At 64.6% G+C, this 20,199-nt stretch carries 15 protein-coding genes and 1 pseudogene; 2 read left to right on the top strand and 14 right to left on the bottom strand.

Features of this window, described 5'->3' with window-relative positions; genetic code table 11:
• Nucleotides 1-39: 39 nt before the first annotated feature.
• A complete protein-coding gene (locus BLIN9172_RS06245; protein ID WP_101554280.1) occupies nt 40-1,761 on the bottom strand; it encodes a thiamine pyrophosphate-dependent enzyme in 1,722 nt (573 codons plus the stop codon).
• Nucleotides 1,762-1,935: 174 nt separating this feature from the next.
• Between BLIN9172_RS06245 and BLIN9172_RS06240 the strand changes: the two genes are divergently transcribed.
• Nucleotides 1,936-4,758: an aminotransferase class I/II-fold pyridoxal phosphate-dependent enzyme gene (locus BLIN9172_RS06240; RefSeq protein WP_101554279.1), complete on the top strand. Its 2,823-nt coding sequence runs from the start codon at nt 1,936-1,938 to the stop codon at nt 4,756-4,758.
• 12 nt (nt 4,759-4,770) lie between these two features.
• The gene (locus BLIN9172_RS06235; protein ID WP_101554278.1) at nt 4,771-5,787 is read left to right on the top strand and encodes a proline racemase family protein; all 1,017 of its coding nucleotides are present in this window, start codon (nt 4,771-4,773) and stop codon (nt 5,785-5,787) included.
• A gap of 15 nt (nt 5,788-5,802) precedes the next feature.
• Here BLIN9172_RS06235 and BLIN9172_RS06230 read toward each other — a convergent pair.
• The 13 genes and pseudogenes from BLIN9172_RS06230 to BLIN9172_RS06170 all read right to left on the bottom strand — a co-directional run.
• Nucleotides 5,803-5,940: pseudogene (locus tag BLIN9172_RS06230) on the bottom strand (amino acid ABC transporter ATP-binding protein); the annotation flags it as partial.
• A 1,283-nt stretch (nt 5,941-7,223) separates the two neighbouring features.
• Nucleotides 7,224-8,006 carry an amino acid ABC transporter ATP-binding protein gene (locus BLIN9172_RS06225; RefSeq protein ID WP_101554277.1) on the bottom strand — a complete coding sequence of 261 codons (783 nt, stop codon included), beginning with the start codon at nt 8,004-8,006 and terminating at the stop codon, nt 7,224-7,226.
• Nucleotides 8,007-8,012: 6 nt separating this feature from the next.
• Nucleotides 8,013-8,804, bottom strand: a complete 792-nt coding sequence (locus tag BLIN9172_RS06220) for an amino acid ABC transporter permease (RefSeq protein WP_009881616.1) — start codon at nt 8,802-8,804, stop codon at nt 8,013-8,015.
• A 92-nt stretch (nt 8,805-8,896) separates the two neighbouring features.
• Nucleotides 8,897-9,712 (bottom strand): ABC transporter substrate-binding protein, encoded by an 816-nt coding sequence (locus BLIN9172_RS06215; RefSeq protein ID WP_101554276.1) that lies wholly within the window; start codon nt 9,710-9,712, stop codon nt 8,897-8,899.
• Between the two features lie 262 nt (nt 9,713-9,974).
• A complete protein-coding gene (locus BLIN9172_RS06210) occupies nt 9,975-11,408 on the bottom strand; it encodes an MFS transporter (RefSeq protein ID WP_101554275.1) in 1,434 nt (477 codons plus the stop codon).
• 230 nt (nt 11,409-11,638) lie between these two features.
• Nucleotides 11,639-12,373, bottom strand: coding sequence for a peptidylprolyl isomerase (locus BLIN9172_RS06205; protein ID WP_101554274.1), 735 nt, complete (start codon nt 12,371-12,373; stop codon nt 11,639-11,641).
• Between the two features lie 107 nt (nt 12,374-12,480).
• Nucleotides 12,481-13,698, bottom strand: a complete 1,218-nt coding sequence (locus BLIN9172_RS06200; protein ID WP_101554273.1) for an MFS transporter — start codon at nt 13,696-13,698, stop codon at nt 12,481-12,483.
• A gap of 110 nt (nt 13,699-13,808) precedes the next feature.
• Nucleotides 13,809-15,113: a bifunctional 3-oxoadipate enol-lactonase/4-carboxymuconolactone decarboxylase PcaDC gene (pcaDC, locus tag BLIN9172_RS18960; RefSeq protein WP_101554272.1), complete on the bottom strand. Its 1,305-nt coding sequence runs from the start codon at nt 15,111-15,113 to the stop codon at nt 13,809-13,811.
• Nucleotides 15,114-15,158: 45 nt separating this feature from the next.
• The gene (locus tag BLIN9172_RS06190) at nt 15,159-16,529 is read right to left on the bottom strand and encodes a lyase family protein (RefSeq protein ID WP_101554271.1); all 1,371 of its coding nucleotides are present in this window, start codon (nt 16,527-16,529) and stop codon (nt 15,159-15,161) included.
• A 6-nt stretch (nt 16,530-16,535) separates the two neighbouring features.
• Complete coding sequence (gene pcaG / locus BLIN9172_RS06185; RefSeq protein ID WP_101554270.1) at nt 16,536-17,120, bottom strand: protocatechuate 3,4-dioxygenase subunit alpha; 585 nt, start codon at nt 17,118-17,120, stop codon at nt 16,536-16,538.
• Nucleotides 17,113-17,937, bottom strand: coding sequence for a protocatechuate 3,4-dioxygenase subunit beta (pcaH, locus tag BLIN9172_RS06180; protein ID WP_101554269.1), 825 nt, complete (start codon nt 17,935-17,937; stop codon nt 17,113-17,115). The genes pcaG and pcaH overlap by 8 nt, the downstream gene beginning before the upstream one ends.
• A gap of 48 nt (nt 17,938-17,985) precedes the next feature.
• Nucleotides 17,986-19,170 (bottom strand): 4-hydroxybenzoate 3-monooxygenase, encoded by a 1,185-nt coding sequence (locus tag BLIN9172_RS06175; RefSeq protein ID WP_101554268.1) that lies wholly within the window; start codon nt 19,168-19,170, stop codon nt 17,986-17,988.
• Between the two features lie 173 nt (nt 19,171-19,343).
• Nucleotides 19,344-20,180: a phosphosulfolactate synthase gene (locus BLIN9172_RS06170; protein ID WP_101554267.1), complete on the bottom strand. Its 837-nt coding sequence runs from the start codon at nt 20,178-20,180 to the stop codon at nt 19,344-19,346.
• Nucleotides 20,181-20,199: the final 19 nt, after the last annotated feature.

Here is a 20,199-nt window from a genome sequence, read left to right as displayed (position 1 = left end):
ACACCAGCCCGTTCACACCCGCCGCTCGCACCGGCCCGTTCACGGCAGGCGCGCCCCGCGAACGGACGGATCCGTGATGCAGTGGACGAGCGAGAGCCCCTTGTGTTCCAGCGCCCGCTGAAAGGCGTCACGGAAGTCCTCGGTGCGTTCGACGCGGATGCCGAGTCCGCCGAAGGCCGTGGCCATGGCTGCGAAGTCCGGGTTCTTGAGTGCCGTGGCCGTGGCCCGGCCCGGATATTCGCGGTCCTGATGACCGCGGATCGTGCCGTAGACCGAATTGTCGTTCAGCACCACTGTGATATTCGCGCCGTACTGGACGGCCGTGGCCATCTCCTGCCCGTTCATGAGGAAATCCCCGTCGCCTGCGATGCAGAACACGGACCGTTCCGGATGGACGAGCGCGGCGGCGACGGCGGCCGGCAGACCGAATCCCATCGATCCGTTGCGCGGGCCCAGCGCCGAGGGGAAACCGTGCGTGGGCAGGAATCTGGTCGCCCAGCCGGAGAAGTTCCCCGCCCCGTAGGTGATGATCGCGTCGTCCGGCAGCAGGTCGTGCACATGGACGAATGCTTCGTCCATGTCGACGAACCCCGCCGAGGCGGCCGACCCGGAATCTGCCACCTGCGGTTTCCGCCACGCCTCGAGCTCGGCCCGGGCCTCGGCGACCCAATCCGGCAGCGGCACAGCATCCCCGGCTGCTTCGGACAGGTCATCACCGAGCGGCGGTTCGTCGATCGACCCGTCGGAGGAGACCGAATAGGTGCGGGTGCCCTCCTCGGTGAACAGGGATTGGGCGAACCGGCTCACCGAGGTGACGATGTGCTGGTCGAGACGACCGAAATGGCCGTGCGCATCGGCATCGGGGCCGATGACGACGGTGCGCTGGTCGACGCCGTTGCTGAACCCGTCGGTGGCCACATCGGTGCGGACACAGCCCAAGAAGATGTGCAGGTCCGCCTCGGCGAGGACTCGCTTCGCCACGGGGGACGCGCCATAGCCCAGGATGCCGAGGAAATTCGGGCTGTCATGGTCGATGCCGTCATAGGCACGGAAGGTGCCGAGCACGCCGAGGCCGCGGTCGCGTGACCATTGGGCGATGCGCCGCGAGGTCGACGGGGACCAGTCCTCGCCGCCGATGATGAGCACGGGACGGTCGGCGGCGGTGATGCGGGCACGCAGCTCCGTAACGTCCCCGGCATACGGTGAGGCCGAACCGTGCACACGTGGGGGCAGCACCGTCCCCGACGTCGGGCGGACAAGGACCTCTTCGGGCAGACCGACGATGACGGGACCGGGCCGCCCGGTCACGGCGGTGTGCATGGCGTCGACGACCACCTCGGCGGCCTTATCGGGATCGTCGAGGGTGAGCACCTTCTTCGCGGTCGAGGAGAACCAGCCGTCCAGGTCGAATTCCTGGAAGGATTCGCGGCCGCGATGATCGGTGGGGATGAGGCCGACAAAGACGACGAGCGGGGTCGCATCCTGGAATGCGGTGTGGACGCCGACCTTGACGTTCGCAGCGCCGGGGCCACGGGTGACCAGGGCGATTCCGGGCACTCCGGTCATCCGCCCCTCGGCGACGGCCATATATGCGGCCCCGCCCTCCTGGCGGCAGACGATCGGGGTGATCGACGAATCGCGGAGACCGTCGATGACATCGAGATACGACTCGCCGGGAACCAGATAGGTACGCGAGACTCCGTGTGCTTCGAGTTCCTCGACGATGAGATGACCTGCAGTAAGAGACGCGGAGGTGTCCATACCCCATGCTTATCATTCTTTTGTCTCATTCGGTCACCGTCGGACCCATTCGGACCCGCAAGGTCGTATGATCGTGCAACAACGGAATCAGTGCGGCTCTCCGCCTGAGCCCGTGAGCAGGGACGCGTCTCCGTTCCGGCGACGAACGACGACTGACAGCCAGGAGGCTCACGCATGACCGGCATCGACTCCGACCATCCATCGGCTTCGGCGATCTCCACCACCGGCGACGGTGGTCCTGGTGGGCGCAGGCGAGCAGGATTCCAGTCGAAGCCGCGCAAGGCCAATCTCGAACGCGACCCAGGGATGCCTGCGAGCACCTGGCGACTGCGCTCGGATGCCTGGGAGTACCTCAAGTTCGCGATCAAGCGGCTGGCCGCCAGCGGAGGGGACTTCTCGATGATCGCCGAGGACGGGGAAGTCTGGCGGTCCCTGCGTTCACTGCGGACGATCGAACTCTACTGGGGCGGCTTCGGGCAGCGCTATGTCGAAGAGATCACCGACCTGCTCTCGGGTGGGGAGTTCGACCGGGCCCACGACATGATCACGCGGGCGGTCAACCGGCTGCGCGGAACCACGGTGCCCGATGTCGGCGAGGACGACCTGACCGAGGACGAGCGCGCCGAACTCAAGGATCGGCAGGATTCCCGTCCTCGCTTCGAGGTCCTCATCGTCGACGAAACCACCGAAGGCGGTCGCGACGAACTCCATTCCGATCTGCTCAGGCTTCGCAACCCCACCGACCAGTTCATCTACGACTACGTCATCGTCCCGACCGCCGACGACGCCGTCGCAGCGGCACTGACGAACCCGAACCTGCTCGCCTGCGTCATCCGCCCCGGCTTCACCGACCACACCCGTGAGGTCCTCAGTCGTGACCTGCGCGATGCCGTGGCGTTTGCCCACGAGACGACGAAGGCGTCCCCCACCGGTCCGATGAGCCCGCTGAACTCGGTGCGACGGGTGCTGCGGCTGGCCGATACGCTCGCGAACCTGCGTCCCGAACTCGATCTCTACCTCATGGCAGGTGCGCACATCGAAAGCCTCGCCGGGGCCCTGACGCACCGGTTCCGTCGCGTCTTCCGCCGCGAGGACCAGTTCGAACTCCATCTGTCCCTGCTGCGCCGCGCTCAGCATCTCTACGACACCCCCTTCTTCGATGCGATCCGGGAGCATGCGCGGCGCCCGGCCGGCGTCTTCCACGCACTGCCTGTCTCTCGCGGCGGTTCGGTCGTCGGATCGAAATGGATCGGGGACTTCGTCGACTTCTACGGCCTCAACCTGCTGTTGGCCGAGTCCAGTGCCACCTCGGGCGAGTTGGACTCTCTGTTGGCGCCGGTGAAGACCCTGAAGAAGGCGCAGCTGCTGGCCGCCCGGGCCTACGGTGCCAAACGCACCTACTTCGTCACGAACGGGACGTCGACGGCGAACAAGATCGTCCACCAGGCCGTTGTCTCACCCGACGAGGTCGTCATGGTCGACCGCAACTGCCATAAGTCCCACCACCATGCGCTCATGCTCACCGGTGCGCGCACCGCCTACCTCGAGGCGTACCCGCTCAACGATGTCGCTTTCTACGGTGCGGTGCCGTTGAACCGGATCAAGCAGCTCCTGCTCGACTACCGTGCGGCCGGTCGCCTCGATGAGGTGCGGATGATCACCCTGACCAACTGCACCTTCGACGGGATCGTCTACGACCCGTACAAGGTCATGTCGGAATGCCTGGCGATCAAACCCGACCTCGTCTTCCTCTGGGACGAGGCCTGGTTCGCCTTCGCACGGTTCCACCCGGTCACCCGCAAACGCACCGCCATGGTCGCTGCCGAACGACTCGAGGAGACGCTGGACACCAATGCCCACGCCGCCGCGTACCGAGAGCAGCGCAAGCGCCTATTCGATCCGGAGACCGGGGCTCCGGCACCCGACGAGGTGTGGTTGGCCGAGGACCTGCTGCCCCCGCCGGACGCGACGATCCGCGTGTACGCGACCCAGTCGACGCATAAGACGCTGACCGCGCTGCGCCAGGGGTCGATGATCCACGTCTACGATCAGGAGTTCTCCACCGGCGCCGAGGAGGCCTTCCACGAGGCGTACATGACCCACACCTCGACGTCGCCGAACTACCAGATCCTCGCCTCCCTCGACCTCGGCCGCAGGCAGGTGGAGATGGAGGGCTTCGCGCTCGTGCAGAAGCAGCTCGACCTGGCGATGAGCCTGTCCTCGGCGATCGCGCGTCATCCGCTGCTGAAGAAGACGTTCAAGGTGCTCACCGCCGCTGATCTCATCCCGGAGGAGTACCGGGTCACCGAACGGACGATGCCGCTGCGCGATGGGCTCTCGACGATGTGGGACGCCTGGGTCCGCGACGAGTTCGTCGTCGATCCCAGCCGCATCACCGTCGAGATCTCGGGCACGGGAGTCGACGGGGATACGTTCAAGCACGAGCACCTCATGGACCGCTACGGCATCCAGGTGAATAAGACGAGTCGGAACACGGTGCTGTTCATGACGAACATCGGCACCTCGCGCTCGGCCGTGGCCTACCTCATCGAGGTGCTGGTCAAGCTGGCGGGGAAGTTCAATGATCCGCATGAGCTCCAGGAGCAGGATGCGCTGACCGAACCGGCCGCGGTGATGCCTCCGCTGCCCGACTTCTCGGCCTTCGCCCCTGACTACGCCGCCGAGGTGCCCGCCGAGGATCCGTCGAAGCAGCTGCCCGACGGCGACCTGCGCACCGCCTACTATGCGGGTCTGCGTCGCCAGAACATCGAGCACGTGCTCCCACATGAGCTGCGACGCCGGGTCGAGAACGGGGAACAGCCGGTCTCGGCCGGATTCGTCACTCCGTACCCGCCCGGATTCCCGGTGCTTGTGCCCGGTCAGGTCATCACTGCTGAGGTGCTCGACTTCATGTCGGCTCTCGACACCCGTGAGATCCACGGCTATGACACCCGCCAGGGCTACCGCGTCATCCTCAAAGAGGTCCTGGAGAGCTGAGCGAGATCGGCCGTGCAGACCAACCGTCTCATCCAGACCGTCGAAGCCCACACCGAGGGGCTGCCCGTCCGCGTCGTCACCGGGGGAGTGGGACCATTCCCCGGTGAGCCCATGGCCGAACGCCGGGAGTGGTTCATCGAGAACTCCGACGATCTGCGGACCTTTCTCATGTGTGAACCCCGCGGCCACGGGTGGCTCTCGGGAGCGATCCTGCAGCCGCCGACTCGTGCCGACGCGGACTGGGGAGTGCTCTTCATCGAGGTCACCGGCGTGCTCCCGATGTGCGGCGCCGGCACGATCGCAGTGGCGACCATCCTCGTCGAGACGGGCATGGTGCCCGTCGTCGAACCCGTCACGACCGTGCGTCTCGACGCCCCGATCGGGCTCATCACCGCCGAGGTGGTCGTCCGGGACGGTCGCGCCGAGGCGGTGACCATCGTCAACGTTCCCTCGTATGCGCATGCCCTCGACCAGTCCGTCGAGGTGCCCGGGCGAGGGGCGATCGCCTGCGACATCGGCTTCGGCGGGAACTTCTACGCCTTCGTCTCCGCCGCCGACGTCGGCATCCCCTTCGAGCGTGACCGGGCTGAGGACTTCATCGCCGCCGGTCGCGAGATCATGGCTGCCGTCAATGAGCAGCTCGACCCCGTGCATCCGGAGACTGGGTACCGCGGCTGCGAGCACGTCGTGTTCCTGACGCCGCCGACGGAGCCCGGACCCGATGGCGAAGCGCCGGATGCCCGCCATGTGCTCATCAACCATCCCGGCTGGCTCGACCGGTCGCCCGGCGGCACAGGCACGAGCGCACTCATGGCCGTCCGGCACGCCCGCGGACAGCTGGGCCTGAACACGGATTTCGTCAACGAGTGCTTCATCGGCACCTCGTTCACCGGACGGCTGATAGAGGAGACGAGAGTCGGCGAGCATGTGGCTGTGGTGCCGACGATCACCGGCAGCGCCTGGCTGATTGCGACCTCGCAGTTCATGCTCGACCCCAGCGACCCGTTCCCCGCCGGCTTCACACTCTGAGCCTGCGGCCCGCGGCTATCCCAGCTGGCCGGGGTGGAGGACGCGGGAGAGGAAGTCCTTCGTCCGCTGTTCCTGCGGGTTACCGATGACGTCCTTGGCCGGTCCGGCTTCGACGACGACTCCGCCGTCCATGAAGACCATGGTGTTCGCGACTGAACTCAGAGATTGAGCAATCGAGACTCGCGGATTCTGACTGTCGGAGAGACAACCAGGTTTGACCCTCTTCTTGGGAGGTCCGACTTCAGATTTTGGGGAGACGCTGATGTGGGTGGGTGGGATACAGACTTCTGTATCCCACCCCCCCCCCCCCGCGATTAACTGAATTTGTTGGGAGGGTAGATTTGAACTGATGACACTCGGTTAAAGTCCAACTATCCTCATTCTGTAGGAAGATATTGAATCATCTTGCTGTTGTGTCTACAGATTCTTTCAACTGAAAGCATTGGTGAATATCTATACTCCTGAAGAGGTTCAATGTCTCAATACCATATGCAGGCCCTGCCTGCTGGGAGTCGCCCTTAGCTATAGTACTGAAAGAACCAGAGGTCAACGCCAGCGTATCCCCCACGACACGGTCGGGTTTTGTCACCCCTGTTTACATGTGCAATTCGAGTCCGTTCGCACTCAGCTTTGCTGCGCATTAAATGGCTTGTATGCCAGCTTGCCGCAGTTGCGGGCGTTGCCGGTATGGCAATACCGATGCCAGCTACAAGCGCAGCTGTGGTTATGGCGACTGCAATTCGCTTCATCTTAACCCCTGGTGGATTCGATAATGTGATGTCAATCACATTCGGTATGTTTAGGAACTCTAACCGATAGCAGTCGCCGATGCAAGGGGGGTGCGGTCAATTTCAAGCGGTTCTTCCGGTGCCAATTTCACTGCCCGAGAACATGCTCTGACGGTCGCTGATTCGAGTTGCATGATGCGGGTGAACCATCCCAGCGGTTAGGGGAAATCGGCGCAGGTGAAGCGTTATATACTTACCTATCTCACTATGTAGATAGCTTGTTCGGTTGCTGGATGTAGCAATGTGTATTCCTGTCTGGAGCGAGGCTGTGAAGTCGATCTTGTTGGATGCCATTCTCTAGCTTGATTCTATGGTGAACTGAACAGTTATCGTTTCCGAAGTTGCATGCGCCACGTCAGTTCATCGCATTCCTTTGTGTTGGGAACGGGTGACGCGTCGCCCGGGCAATTTTGCCGGAAGGGTGAGCTAATGAACTCGGGGCAACCGAAGACTGCCATAGCGCTCCGGCGCGGGCCCCTTTAATATGCAGTTCCCGATCGCGTGAGAAGCTCTGCCCGCCTTCAGGCGCCGTTGGCAGTGAGTGTATTTAACGTGCCAAGTTGATGCGGGAGTATGTCTAGTTCATCACCTCGGTGAGGTTCTGCAGATTTCGTGACTCGGTATCTTGTGATGCGTGGTCCCAGCGTCTTAGCTTGGCTGGCCGGGATGGAGGACGCGGAAGAGGAAGTCCTTCGTCCGCTGCTCCTGTGGATTGCCGATGACGTCTTTGGCAGGGCCCTCCTCGACGACGACTCCGCCGTCCATGAAGACTACACGGTCAGCGACCTGCCGGGCGAACTCCATCTCGTGGGTGACGACGACCATCGTCATCCCCGCCTCGGCGAGCTTGCGCATGACCTGCAGAACGTCTCCGACGGTCTCCGGGTCGAGTGCCGATGTCGGCTCGTCGAAGAGCATGAGGCTCGGGTCCATCGAAAGTGCCCTCGCAATCGCCACACGCTGCTGCTGACCGCCGGAGAGCTGATCAGGGTAACGGTCGGCGAACGACGCCAGCCCTACTTGGTCGAGGCGGTCGAGGGCGATCTTCTGCGCTGCCGCGGTGTCGCGTTTGAGCACGCGCCGTTGTGAGATCGTGCAGTTGTCCACGACCGTGAGGTGAGGGAAGAGATTGAACGACTGGAAGACCATTCCGACGTGGCGGCGCAGTCTGTTGACCTCGACATCCGGGTCCGTGGCTTTGTATCCTGCGACGGTGATCGTGCCCGAGTTCGGCTGTTCGAGCAGATTGACGCAGCGCAGCAGGGTCGACTTGCCGGACCCGGACGGTCCGATCAGACAGACGACTTGCCCTGGTTCCACCTTCAGGTTGATTCCCTTGAGGACCTCGACCGAGCCATAGGACTTGTGGAGGTCTGTGATCGTGCAGCCTTCGGCATGGATCTCGCCGACAGGACTTGATGTGATCGACATGTCTACCTACTTCTTGATCTTGGCTGTGCGGGATTCGAACCGACGGGCGAGCATGCCCAGAGGGATGGTGATGATCAGGTAGCAGACGCCGGCGACGACCAGTGGGGTGAGTCCGGCTTCCGGATTGGAAATCGCTTCGCGGCCGAACTTCGTGAGCTCATACTGCGCGGCGGTGAGGCCGAGGATGTAGATCAAGGACGAATCCTTGGTCATGAGGATGATCTCGTTGGTCAGAGGCGGAAGGATGATACGGAACGCCTGTGGGATGACGATGGTGATCATTGCGCGCGAATGGGACATGCCCAATGATCGTGCCGCCTCAAACTGGCCCTTGGGCACGGCCTGAAGGCCAGCGCGCAGGGTCTCTGCGATATAGGCAGACTCGACGATGCCGAGGGCCAGCATGACCGTGACATACGTGTCCATCCGAATGCCGAAGGCATAAGGGACCGCGTAGCCGAAAGCGAGGAAGACTATAAGTGCCGGCAACCCGCGGAACAGTTCAATATAACCAGTGGCAATCCATCGATACGGGGCGACCGAGGAGATCTTCATCAGTGCCAGCAGGATGCCCAGGGACAACGCCAGGACGAAGCCGAGCGCCGTGTAGATGATCGTGTTGAAGAGTGCGGTGGTGATGATCTCAGGGAACTGAGCGGCGATCACATCAGGGTTGAAGAATTTGAGGTAGATCGTCTTCCAGTCCGCGAAGATCACGGCGACGAGAACGGCGACGATGAGAATTCCGTATTGAATTCCTTGCGACGTACGTTGGCGTTGACGCACGCTGAGAGCCAAGATGCCTCCAGAGTTATGGCCCGGTTCCGGAGCCCTCACTGGGGCTCCGGAAGCGGGCAAATGCAATCAGTATCTGCTGATGGAGTCGCGTATCAGCTGCGGTCGGCTTCGGGGATGCGGGCGGCATCGGCAACGTCGCCGAACCACTTGTCGACCGACTTGTCGTAGCCGCCGTCTTCGTACAGGCGCTTCATAGTCGATGCGAAGGCATCGAGCAACTCCTTGTTGCCCTTCTTCACGCCGGCGCCGAGCACCTCACCCGTGTCGTACTCCTCGACGAACTCGAGCTTGTCATCGGACTCGACAGCCGTCGAAATGATCGAAATGTTGCCAATCACTGAATCCACCTGGCCGGTCTGGATCGCCTGCGTCATGAGGCCCGAGTCCTCGAATTGCACTGGAGTCGCACCGTGGTCCTTGGCATAGGTCTCACCGGTCGTCGCCTGCTGCACGCCGACCTTCTGCCCCTTGACGTCGTCGATTCCCTTGATTCCGGATTTCTTCGTGACCATCAGGCCGAGGTTGTCCTTGAGGTAGGGCTCCGAGAAGTCCATCTTCGTCTTGCGATCGTCGGTGATCGACATACCTGACAGTGCAATATCGCACTGTGCGGTATCGAGGGCGGAACCGGACTGGATGGCTTCGAAGGCTGTGGTGATGACGTTGAGCTCGACCTTGAGGTCTTCGGCGGTGGCCTGCGCCAAGTCCATGTCGAAGCCGACGTTCTCTCCGCCGTCGACGAACTCGAACGGCTCGTAGGGGATGTCCGAGCAGACAGTGAGCTTCCCGTCCTCGACGAGCGGCACGCCGCTGTCGCTCTTCGCCTCGGAATCGCCTCCGCCGCCGCAGGCGGACAAGGTGAGCAGGGCGCCGACGGCCGCAATGGCCAGGCTCGAGCGTCGTTTCATGGTTCCTCCAGGAGATCGGTGACTGGTGAGTCACGTACGCGGTCCGCTCTGACGTTGCAGTCTGAGCAGTGTCTGCGAGAAATCCTACCGTGAACTGGGTCATACTCATGTCGCGTCGATGATCGCCGAGGTGGTTGTGATGAAATCGTAGTGTTGCCGTGTATGCGGGCGACCGGCCTGAGCCGCCGACCGCGGACGCGAAAGGGCCCGACCGACGACAACGTCGGTCGGGCCCTCGGGGCATTGGTCGAGCTCGGCAGCCTCAGCTGAGCTGGTCCTCCATGTCGATCTCCGAGGTGTCCTTGGCCAGCCACAGGGCGATGATCGTGAGGATCGCTGCGGCGATGATGTAGAGGCCGCAGTAGACGATCGACCCTCCTTCGGCCTGCCACAGTGCGACCATGGCGAACGGTGCGGGACCGGCTCCGATGACGCTGGACATGTTGTAGGAGATCGCCGATCCGGTGTAGCGGACGTTGGCGGGGAAGAGCTCCGGCAGGTACGCGGCCATCGGGCCGAAGGTCAGCCCCATGAGGATGAAGCCGACGATGAGGCCGATGATGACTCCCGGGGTGCCGGCATTGAACAGGGCATTGACGACGAGTCCGTAGGCGGCGATGAGCACGGTCACGCCCAGCAGCATCTTCCGCCGACCCAGCTTCTCGGCCAGTGGTCCGGAGACGACGGTGAAGATTCCGAAGAACACCACTCCGATGATGAGGTAGGTGAGGAACTCGTTCTTCGTGTACCCCAGCCCCGCGACGAAGCCTGCGGGATCGAAGGAATTCCCTGCCGCCTCGGCGAGGGACTGCGCCTGTTCAGGGGTGGCCGGTGAGGTGCCGTAGGTGAGGGTGAACGCGGTCATGAAGTAGAAGAGCACGTAGGTCGCGAGCATGATGAAGGTGCCGAGGATGAGCGGCTTCCAGCTCGTGGCGAAGACCCGTCCGAGTGGGGCCTTCGAGATCTGCTGCTTCTGCGCGACGAGCTGGAACGCCGGGGTCTCCATGAGCGACATGCGCACGTAGAGGCCGACGGCCACGAGCAGCGCCGAGAGCAGGAACGGGATGCGCCAGCCCCAGGCGAGGAACGCCTCGGGGGAGGTCCAGGTGCCGAGGGCGACGAAGAGCAGGTTCGCGATGATGAAGCCGACGGGGGCGCCGAGCTGAGGGAACGTGCCCCAGATGGCACGCTTGCCCTTCGGGGCATTCTCGGTGGCCAGCAGGGCCGCGCCCGACCATTCGCCGCCGAGGCCGACGCCCTGGCAGAAGCGCAGGAGGACGAGGAACAGCGGCGCGAGGACGACCCAGCCCGGGGTGCTGGCGGTCGGCAGCAGGCCGATGAGGAAGGTGCCGATGCCCATGATGAGCAGGGAGGCGATGAGCGTCTTCTTCCGGCCGATGCGGTCACCGAAGTGACCGAAGATGATCGAGCCGAGGGGGCGGGCGACGAAGGCGACGCCGAAGATCGCGAACGAGCTCAGCAGCTGAGTCGTCGATGTCTGATTGGGGAAGAAGAGGGCCGGGAAGACCAGCGAGGAGGCCGTGGCGTAGGCGTAGAAATCGAAGAACTCGATCGTGGTGCCGACCATCGAGGCGGTCAGGACCTTGCCGCGGGTGTTGTTCTTCCGAGTCGCTGCGATTGCGTCGTCGACTCCGGCTGCCGAGGAGGGATTCTCCGGCTGTGTTTCGGTGGACATGGTGGTGCTCCGCTGTTTCGTGAGTGCAGGCACGGGCGGGTGGTCCGTGCCAATGGAAAAGGCCGTCGGCGCTGTGTCGGGCACAGCGTCGACGGCGACGAATAGACACTACGCCCGTCTCACGAAACGCGATTTCCGAGTCTCACTAATTGGGATTACTAGGTGGTCGAAGTGTTCTGGACAACTCGGACCGGACCGCCGGGCCACCGGGCGCTGAGTCCGCCCGGCGCTCAATTCTGAGCCGTGACCTCGGTGATCGTCACTGTCTCCTTGGGTGCGCCGTCGCCGGCGCCGGAGTCCGTGCCCTTGGCCGCGATGTCGGCGACGGTCTTCGTGCTCTTCTCGTCCAGCTGTCCGAACACCGTGTAGTCGGGCGGCAGCGAGCTGTCATCGTAGACGACGAAGAACTGGGAGCCGTTCGTATCGGGGCCGGAGTTCGCCATGGCCAGAGTGCCTGCCGGGTAGGTCTCGGAACCGTCGAGCTCATCGGGGAACGAGTATCCGGGACCGCCCGAGCCGGTGCCCGTGGGGTCGCCGCACTGGAGGACGAAGATGCCTTCGGTGGTCAGTCGGTGGCAGTCGGTGTCGTCGAAGTACTTCTGCGCGGCCAGCGACAGGAAGCTGTTGACGGTGCACGGTGTGCGGTCGGCATCGAGAGTCACTGCGAGGTCCCCGACGCTCGTCGAAACGGTGGCGTCGACGCTGCCTTTTGCCTGCGGCTTCTCTTCCGGAGCGTCGACTTCCTTCGCGCCCGGCTGCGAATCGGCGGGGTAGGAGCAGGTGCCCGCTGCCGCCGAGGAGTCGGATTCGGCTGCGGAGCCGCTGGAATCACCCTCGGAATCAGACGATCCGCATCCGCTCAGCAGCAGAAGAGCGAAGACGGCGAAGGCCGCCAGTGCCAGCACAACGGCTGACTGCGGACGGCGGGTCAGGGCATGAGAGCGACTCTGCGCGAAGTGATCCATGCGTTCATCGTATCGGCACTGTCATCGAGACACGGGCGCGGTGTCGAGACACGGGCGTGCACACGCGTTTCTCGACACGCAGCCCGTTTCTCGGCGCGGCCTGGGCCTCAGGTCTCGACGGAGGTGCGGGTGCTCGGGTCGGGGGAGCCGCCTCGGCGAAGGAAGATCGCAACGGAGATGACGATGAGTCCGGACACGCACAGGCCCACACCCACCCACGCCGGTGCACGATAGCCGAGGCCGGCGGTGATGACGATTCCGCCGAGCCACGCGCCGAGCGCATTGGCGAGGTTGAAGGCGGCATGGTTCATGGCCGCGGACAGGCTCGGGGCGTCGTGGGATTCGCGGAACAGACGCATCTGCAGGGCCGTGGTGATCATCGAGCCGGAGATGCCGATGAGGAAGAGCGCGATGATCGCAATGGCCGCGATATGGGTGAAGGCGCCGAAGGCGGCGAGCACGAGGGCCGAGAGGATCATGCCGCCGGTGGCCGAGCGCTCGATGGACTTGTCGACGAGAGGTCCGGCGATGAGGGATCCGGCGGTCATACCGAGGCCGTAGACGGCGAGCACCCACGGGATCGCGACGCTGGGGACGCCGGCGACGTCGGTCATCGTCGGGGTGATGTAGGTGTAGACGGCGAACATTCCGCCGAAGCCCACGGAACCGGCAACGAGGGTGAGGATGATCTGGACCCGGCCGAGAGCCTTGATCTCGCCGCGGGCCGAAGGCACCTCACCGGCACCGACGCTCACTCGCGGAACGGCGATGGCGACCATGATGACGGTGAGCACTCCGAGCGCGGCGACGAGGGCGTAGGCGCTTCGCCATCCGAACATATTGCCGAGGGCTGCGGCGAAGGGCACGCCGAAGATGTTCGCGATCGTCAGGCCGAGCATCACGCGTGACATGGCTCGGCCGCGTCGGTTGGCCGGGACGAGGGAGGCGGCGACGACGGCTCCGATGCCCAGGTAGGCTCCGTGCGGCAGTCCGGAGACGAAGCGGGCGATATTGAACAGCGTCGCGGTCGGGGCGAGCATCGAGGCGAGGTTGCCCAGAGCGAAGAGGCCCATCATGCACAGGAGCAGCAGCTTGCGATCCATGTGTGCGGCGATGGTCGTGATCAGGGGTGCACCGACGACGACGCCGATCGCATAGAACGACACCGCATGTCCGGCCTGGGGGACCGTGATGCCCAGTTCTTCGGCGATCATCGGCAGTAGGCCCATGGTCGCGAATTCTGTCACCCCGATGGCGAAGGCGCCGATCGCCAAGGCGAAGACGGCGAACTTGTAGACTCCGCGGGAGACCGGGGCATCACTCATAGGGCTCCTTCAAGGGGAAAAGCGGGATCGGCGAGGCAACCGCACCAGCCTATTGCCCCCAGCGATTCCTCGTAACCCCCGAGGCGCCCAATGTGACGATTCGAACAGCCTCAGTCGGCGTCCGCTTCCTCGGCGTCGTATTCGGCCAGAGCCTGCGAGGCGACGGAGAAAGCGGTGTTCGCGCTCGGCACGGAGCAGTAGATGGCCGACTGGAGGAGGACCTCCTTGATCTCATCGCGGGTGAGCCCGTTGCGCAGCGCAGCCTTGACGTGCATCGCCAGCTCCGCTTCGTGGCCTCCGGCGATCATCGCCGTGAGCGTGATCGCCGAGCGCATGCGACGTTCGAGTCCCGGTCGGGTCCAGATCTCTCCCCAGGCGTAGCGGGTGATGAGGTCCTGGAAGTCGGCCGTGAAGTCATCGACCTTCGCATTCGCGCGGTCGACATGGGCGTCGGAGAGAACCTGCCGACGCACGGTCGTTCCGGCCTCGCGCACCTGGTCACGGCTGGCTTCCCGCGGCCCCGAGGCGGTCGGCAGCTCGGTTGCGGCCTCGGTGGACGCCACCCCGCCGGCACCGGCGCCGAGTCCCTTTCCCTGCAGGAAATCAGCGAGCAGTCCCGCAGTCACGACCGGAGCCTCGGCCGGCACGAGGTGGGCGGCGCCGTCGATGACTTCGAGGAGCGCGCCGGGAACTCCATTTGCGATCTCGGCGAGTTTCGTCGCCGGAGTCGGCTGGTCCTGAGACCCCGCGACGGCGAGCAGGGGACGGGTGATCTCGGACAGGCGCGCGCGGACATCGAAGTCGGCCAACGCATAGCAGAGAGAGGCATAGGAGAAGCGGTCGGCGTCCTGCAGTGAGTGCAGGAGTGCAGCCGAGGCCTCCGGTTCGCGGTCCATGAAGCCTTCGCCGAACCAGCGCTGTGCCGAACCGATGATCTGGGTCGGGGTGCCCGAGGCCGCCACGGTCTGTGCGCGTTCCTCCCAGGCCGTCGCTTCACCGATCTTCGCGCCCGTGCAGAACACGGCGATGCGGCCGAAGCGGTCTCCGTGGTCGAGCGCCAGCTGCAGGGCCGTGGCCCCGCCGATCGAATCACCGGCGAGGTCGACGGGGGCGCCGGGGGCGGCCACATCGGGAAGGACCCGGTCGAGGGTGTCAAGGACCGCCTCGGCGAGGTCGGACATCGTGATCCGCGGGGCCGCTGACGTCCCCGCGGGGACACCGATCGGAGCCGATCGACCATGGCCGGGCAGGTCGATGCCGATGACCGCCGTCTCCGGACTGAGCGCGGTCAGTTCGGTGGCGGCCTGCTGCCATAGGGCTGCCACGGAGGTGCCCAACGAGGGCAGGACGACGAGCACTCGGGCATCGGCGACAGGGGAAGCGGGTGCGGAAAGAACGGATGCGGTGAGGTCCATGGATGTCACTTTCTTCGGTCGGTTCACAAGTCGAAATAACGGGTCTCAGTCGAAGGACGACAGGTCGATCTCCTGCGGTCCGGAGCTGTCGATGGTCGCCAGGATGGTGCGGCGGATGTCCTCGGCCTCACCGAGATAGGACTCGGGGGTGAAGAACTCCTCGATTCCGTCTTCCTCCCCGATCGCAGCGGCCAGGGCGGCGACGGGGTCGGAGCCGGGGGCGATGATGGCCGCGCGGGCGTCCTTGTCCAGGCGATCGCCGAAGACGATGCCGAGCTTCTCCCCGAAGATCCCGGGGGACGCGGCATCGAGGTTGACGCGCATGGCATCGGCGTTGACCTGCAGGCCCGCGATCATCTCATCGAGAATGATGAGCGAGGAGATCGCCAGGGTCATGAGTTCGGACAGGGCCGGCCATTCGGCATGCCAGGCACCGTCGGAGCGTTCTTCGACGGCTTCGGCTGCGGCCGTGGTCAGAGTCGACAGGGAACCTGGGACGCGCATTCCGTTGCGGTGGAGCAGCACCGCCGAGGTGGGGTTCGACTTGTGTGGCATCGTCGAGGATCCGCCGGTGGAGGCCAGGGACAGCTCACCGATCTCGGGACGCACGCCGATGAGGACGTCGCGGGCGATGGACGCCCCGACGGTGACGCATTGGGCGAGGTGGGAGCCCCAGGAGAGAATGCGGACGCGATCGGTGTGCCAGGGAACGGGGATCTGGGTGAGTGCCGCATCGGGGCCGACCATCTGGACGTGGAATTCGCGCAGCAGGGATTCGGTGGAGTCGCCGGCGAACCAGCGGATCGCGGCACGGGTGCCGGCGGCCCCGCCGACCTGCACATAGTCGACGTAGGGCGCCTGCCCCTGGACTTCATTGACCTCGGCGGCCCAGGCTGCGGCCTTGAGTCCGAAGGTCGTCGGCAGCGCCGGCTGCGTGAGAGTGCGGGCCAGGCACGGGGTCTTCGCGTGAGCGTCGGAGAGTTCGACGAGGGAGGCGCCGATGACTTCGAGCCTGGCCTGCATCTGTCGAACGACGCGGGAGACGAGCAGACCGATCGCCGTATCGATGACGTCTTGGCTGGTCAGTCCCCGGTGCAGGCAGCGTGAGGCTTCAGAAGAGAGCCGGGAGCGGACGAGAGCGAGGAACGGGATGAGCGGGTTGCCTCCGGATTCGGCATCCTCGCCGAGGGTCTGCAATTGGGTGTGATCGTCCGTGAGCGTGCGGATCGTGGCATCGATGGCGGCGGCCACCTCGGCGCGGATCTCCGACGACACCAGCCCCACCCGTCCCTGCGCGACGATCCATGCGGTCTCGACTTGGCCGATCGCGGTGATGAACGCGGCGTCGTCGATGGCTTCGGATCCGCGCAGATCGCCGGGGGCGAAGAGGAACCGGGTGTGGGCGGTGTCGGTCATGTCGCGTCAGTCCTCGTGGCTGGGGAAACGGAGGAAGGGGGTTTCCTCCTCACCCTGCAACCGTATGTCGAAGTGCAGCGATCCGTCAGCCCCTCGAGTGGCGATGAGGCGGGAGCGCTCGTCGTCGTCGAGGGAGGACAGGAGCGGGTCGGCGGCCAGGGCCGCGGTGTCCTCGGGCAGGTAGATGCGGGTGAACAGGCGGTTGAGCAGTCCGCGGGCGAAGATGACGACGCTGATGAAGGGGGCCTTCCCCGCCTCGGTGGGGCCGGGATCGACCGTGGAGAAGCTGAACTCGCCTTCGGGGTCGACGGCGGCGCGGCCGAAGCCGGTGAAGGTGAAGCCGTTGCGGCGAAGCGAGCCTGTCTCGCGGGGGACGACGCCGTGCTCATCGGGCTGCCAGATCTCGAGGATGGCATCGGGGACCGGGTCACCGGCCCCGTCATAGACGGTTCCTGTCAGCTGCACGGCGCGAGCCGAACCGGGCGGAACGAGCTCATTGTCGTGATCGAACGGCAGCGCATAGCCGTAGAACGGACCGACGGTCTGGCCCGGGGTCGGAGTCAGATCAGGGGTCGTGGGAGTGTCAGTCATCGTCCTCTTCTTCCATCCAGGTCCGGTTGGCGCCGGTGAGCACGATGTCCCAGTTAAAGCCCATGAGGAATTCGTGCTCGGTGATGTTGTGGTCATAGGTCGCCACGAGGCGGTCGCGCGCCTTTTGATCGGTGATCGACTGGTAGATCGGGTCGAGAGCGAAGAGCGGATCCCCGGGGAAGTACATCTGGGTGATCATCCGCTGTGTGAACTCGGATCCGAAGAGCGAGAAGTGGATATGGGCCGGTCGCCAGGCATTGTGGTGGTTCTTCCACGGGTAGGGGCCCGGTTTGATCGTCGTGAACGAATAGGAGCCGTCGTCGCCGGTCAGGGTGCGTCCGACGCCGGTGAAGTTCGGGTCGATCGGAGCCGGGTGCTGGTCGCGCTTGTGGATATAGCGGCCGGCCGAGTTCGCCTGCCAGATCTCGACGAGCTGATTGCGTACAGGGCGGCCTTCGCCGTCGAGGACCCGACCGGTGACGCGGATGCGCTCGCCGATGGGTTCGCCGTCGGCCTGGATGGTGAGATCCGATTCGAGCGTGCCGATGTCCCGGTGCCCGAAAGCGGGGGAGAAGAGCTCGATGGTCTCCGGGTCGGTGTGGCGGGGGTCCTTCGTCGGATGACGCAGGATCGACGACCGGTAGGGCCGGTAGTCCAGGCGCGGCTGAGTCTCGGGCTTCCTGCCGCCCGCAACGTCCTGCTTGTACTGCGCTTCGATGCCGTCGATCTCGGCGGACAGCGTCGCCTGAGATTCGGCGGCGTCGTCGGGACCTTTCACGGTCTGATCTTCGGCGTCCGAGTTCTGCTGTGCACTCATCGTCGAACCTTTCTGCTTGCGTTGAGGTCGTGGTGGGGTCGTGGCGGCTCAGCCGTGAAGCCAGCCGGTATAGCACTCGGCCAGGTAGCGGCGACCGTGGTCTGATTCGAGGATGGACCGGAGCTCGCCGAGGCTGCGCTTCGTTTCGAAGGCATCCTGAGTCGGGTCGGTGTGGAGCATCCGTGTCATCTGGTACGAGAAGTTCTGGGCCTTCCAGACGCGTTTGGTCGCGGTCTGCGAATAGCCGGCCAGCGCCTCGGCGTCGGAATCCTTGAGCGCCGAAATGAGGGCCGGTGCGAGCACGGCGACGTCGGCGAAGGCGAGGTTGAGGCCCTTCGCTCCGGTCGGTGGTACGGTGTGGGCGCTGTCGCCGGCGAGGAACAGCGAGCCGTGCTGCATCGGTTCGGTCACAGCCGAGCGGAACGGCAGCACCGTCTTGTCGGTGATCGGGCCGGTCTTGAGCTCGAAGCCGTCGGGGCCTGCGACACGGGATTGGAGTTCGGTCCAGATCCGGTCGTCTGACCAATCGGCGACGTCTGTGCCGGGGGAGGTCTGGAAATACATGCGCTGGACGGTGTCGCTGCGCTGGGAGATGAGCGCGAATCCGCGTTCGGAGCGGGAGTAGATGAGCACCTCGTGGCTGGGCGGGGCCTCGCAGAGGATGCCGAACCAGGCGAACGGGTACTCGTGGAAGAAGCGCTGCCGGGTGTTCTCGGGGATCATCGCCCGGCAGGGTCCGCGGGAGCCGTCGGAGCCGACGACGTACCGGGCGTCGATGCGCAGGTCCTCGCCGTCGGCGGTGGTGGCCGTCACCCAGGGGCGATCGGATTCGACATCGCCGAGGCGGGTGTCCGTGACCGAATAATAGGTGGGGCGGCCGGTCCGTTCACGGGCGGCGGAGAGGTCGACGAAGATCTCGTTCTGGGGGTAGAGCCAGACGGATTCGCCGACGAGTTCTGGGAAGTCGAAGAGGTGGGAGGTTCCGTCGACGCGGATGTTGATGCCGTCGTGGCGGTGCCCGTCCGTGTGGACGCGGGATTCGACGCCGGCGGCCTCGAGCATGCGCACCGATCCTGCTTCGAGGATGCCGGCGCGGTGGGTGTGGGCGATGTCGTCGCGGCTGCGATTGTCGATGACGACGGACTCGATGCCTGCATTGTGCAGCAGGTGCGCGAGCATGAGTCCCGCTGGTCCGGCTCCGACGATCGCGACGTCTGTCTGAAGTTGTGCCACTGTGGCCTCCTTGCCTGTCTCTTCTCAACAGTGTGCTCCCAGTCACGGACGTGAGGCGACGACGTTCTCAATGAATGAGAGACCGGAGGGTATGGCGAAGGCACCGACGGGAACCGCCGGTGCCTTCGTTTTCGCAAGGCCGGTCAGTCTGACCGAGCCGCCTCGGCCTCAGCTCACGGAGCCGGGTTGATCACCCGTCCCCAGGTGGACTTGTTGCCCCAGATGTTCTGGCGCAGGCCCTCGAGCTGGAGGATCTGCGAGTGGTCGACGAACAGGTTGCATTCGTTGCCGTAGTTCTTGACGTACCACTCGAAGACGGGTCCGTCGGCGGCCTCGAACATGACGCTCTCCAGGCCGAGACCGTTGATGATGGAGGCGGCGGCCGCCGTATTCCACTCATCGACGTTCTCCGTGATGCCCTCGGACTCGATCATGATGATCGAAGCTCCGGCGTCGAGCGCCCGCTGTCCGCGATCGACGAGGTCGCCGATGTCCTTCGCGGACTCGGCGGCGAGTTCGGCCTCACCGGAGTCTCCGCCCGAACCGATCTGGATGCCCAGTTCGGGCTTGGCCTTGAGCCCGGCCCTGACGACCTTCTCGACGAGGCGCTCCAGACCGGAGGTCGGGAGCATGATGAAGCCGGTCGAGATCTCGATGACGTCGAATCCGACCTCCTTGGCCTCCTTGAGATACTGATCGACCGCCTCGTCCCCATAGCGCAGGACCGTCTCGATCCAGCCGCCGGAGGACACATAGGCCCCGTTCTCGTGTGCGATGTCGCTGAACGCCCTGACCTGCTCGGGCGGGACGAGCGAGAAGGATCCTCCCGCCCACTTGATGCCGTCGACCCACTGGCCGGCGACGTCGAAGACATCCTGGAGGTGACGGGTGCCGTAGGTCGAGTAGTACGGTGCGCGGATCTCGGTCATGCCGACGGTGCGTGGCTTGGCCGGGCGGTATGCGCGGGGAACGAAGTTCATGGACACATCGAAATCAATTGCGTTCGACATGGTCTTTCCTTTCTTCGAA

It is taken from the genome of Brevibacterium linens ATCC 9172 (genome assembly GCF_900169165.1).
GTDB lineage: Bacteria > Actinomycetota > Actinomycetes > Actinomycetales > Brevibacteriaceae > Brevibacterium > Brevibacterium linens.
The sequence above is the reverse complement of the archived record's forward strand: the minus strand, read 5'-3'. Positions and strand labels throughout refer to the sequence as shown.

Coding starts and splice junctions, on each gene's coding strand:
- BLIN9172_RS06170 (WP_101554267.1), bottom strand. CDS start 20,180: ATGTCGAACGCAATTGATTTCGATGTGTCCATGAACTTCGTTCCCCGC.
- BLIN9172_RS06190 (WP_101554271.1), bottom strand. CDS start 16,529: ATGACCGACACCGCCCACACCCGGTTCCTCTTCGCCCCCGGCGATCTG.
- BLIN9172_RS06240 (WP_101554279.1), top strand. CDS start 1,936: ATGACCGGCATCGACTCCGACCATCCATCGGCTTCGGCGATCTCCACC.
- pcaH (WP_101554269.1), bottom strand. CDS start 17,937: ATGAGTGCACAGCAGAACTCGGACGCCGAAGATCAGACCGTGAAAGGT.
- pcaDC (WP_101554272.1), bottom strand. CDS start 15,113: ATGGACCTCACCGCATCCGTTCTTTCCGCACCCGCTTCCCCTGTCGCC.
- BLIN9172_RS06225 (WP_101554277.1), bottom strand. CDS start 8,006: ATGTCGATCACATCAAGTCCTGTCGGCGAGATCCATGCCGAAGGCTGC.
- BLIN9172_RS06215 (WP_101554276.1), bottom strand. CDS start 9,712: ATGAAACGACGCTCGAGCCTGGCCATTGCGGCCGTCGGCGCCCTGCTC.
- pcaG (WP_101554270.1), bottom strand. CDS start 17,120: ATGACTGACACTCCCACGACCCCTGATCTGACTCCGACCCCGGGCCAG.
- BLIN9172_RS06205 (WP_101554274.1), bottom strand. CDS start 12,373: ATGGATCACTTCGCGCAGAGTCGCTCTCATGCCCTGACCCGCCGTCCG.
- BLIN9172_RS06210 (WP_101554275.1), bottom strand. CDS start 11,408: ATGTCCACCGAAACACAGCCGGAGAATCCCTCCTCGGCAGCCGGAGTC.
- BLIN9172_RS06245 (WP_101554280.1), bottom strand. CDS start 1,761: ATGGACACCTCCGCGTCTCTTACTGCAGGTCATCTCATCGTCGAGGAA.
- BLIN9172_RS06200 (WP_101554273.1), bottom strand. CDS start 13,698: ATGAGTGATGCCCCGGTCTCCCGCGGAGTCTACAAGTTCGCCGTCTTC.